Source organism: Pseudomonas sp. KCJK9058, assembly GCF_046230975.1.
Classification (GTDB): domain Bacteria; phylum Pseudomonadota; class Gammaproteobacteria; order Pseudomonadales; family Pseudomonadaceae; genus Aquipseudomonas; species Aquipseudomonas alloputida.
The window spans coordinates 1-1,301 of sequence record NZ_JBJJLR010000107.1 but is presented as its reverse complement, the minus strand read 5'-3'; the positions used below and the strand labels follow the sequence as shown (position 1 = coordinate 1,301).

The 1,301-nt window shown below is 65.3% G+C and carries 1 protein-coding gene; it reads left to right on the top strand.

The annotated features are described in order from the left end of the window. Positions 1-1,301, top strand: a 1,301-nt coding sequence (locus ACK59Z_RS25775; RefSeq protein WP_409293981.1) for a T6SS effector BTH_I2691 family protein, incomplete at both ends; no start/stop codon positions are given.

Below are 1,301 nucleotides of genomic sequence, written 5' to 3'. Positions count from 1 at the left end.
TGGGCCGACACCTGCCAGGACACGGCCAAGGAAGTGTGGATCGGCTACAGCCCGCACCTGTGGACCAACGCCATCACCGCCCGTATCACCGGTTCGGCAGCCCTGCGCAAACGGCACATGCGCCAGCTGGACATGGCCGAGCTGGTGAGCGGCAATCAGGCGCCGTCCACCCAGCCCCATGTGTTGCCAGTCAGTGCCCTGCAAACCTGGGTCGAAGACTTCAAGCCAACCGAGCGGCGCATGCCGCTGACCTGGAGCAGCGACCCGGTCACCGAAACCTTGCCCATCGGCAACCTCAATGCCATCGCCCGCCACTACCCCTGGACCCAGCCGAAAGTACCAGTGGTGGTGGCGCTCGCCGACGCCGAAGGCATGGCCCTGGACCTGAGCCTGTCGGTCTCGGCCTACCAGCATCAACTGCGTGACCTGATGCCGGCCGAGCAACTGGAGCACACAAGACCCGCCCAACCTCCCGAGCAGGAGCGCGTGCCGGCATGCTACCGGCTGGATGCCGAACAGCTCAGCCCGCAGAGCCGCGACTTTCACCATCGCAACCTGGTCGCCATGCTGCTGAACAAGACGCTGGAAAGCCTGTACCCGGCAGATGCACCTTCACCGGAACTGGCCGAGTTCAGGCTGGGCACGTCACGCCGGGGGCCTGCCCTGTCGCCGGCCGAGTCCCATTTCCAGGCCCTCACCCATGAAGATTACTCCCCCAATGGCGCACGCCTGGCACAGCGCCTCGATGTCGACAAATACCGGCGCTTCCTCGCCGAACGCGACGCGCTGGAACGGCGGATTGCCGCCCTGCGCAACCTGGCCTTGCAAGCCAGCAACGATCATGACGCCTGGCTGGCGACGGCCGAACCCCAACACATTGATAACCCCTACAGCCTGGCTGCGGCACTGGCCTGTTACGACCGCGACGAACGCACCTCCGCCCGCGGTCTGGAAATCTCACTGGCCTTGCTGATCCACCCGATGGGCCAGCCGACACCTGGCACCGAAGATCATGACCGACGCTTCAAACGCCTGGAGCAATGGCTGGACCAGCACGACAGCCCGCTTTACACCGCCTTGGCGCCGTTCAACCCGTTCAAGGACAAAGCCGATTCGATCGGCGCCATGTTCGGCGCCAGCGACAACGTGATCGAAGGACTGGCCGGTCGCTTCCCGGCCATGGCGGACATCACCGACCTCACCGCCCAGTCGGTCAATGCCGTGGTGCTCAAGCGCCTGCGTGGCCAAACCCGTTGGGATGCCAGCCATGGCCTGCGCCAGCAAGTGTTGCTGGCAGCGCG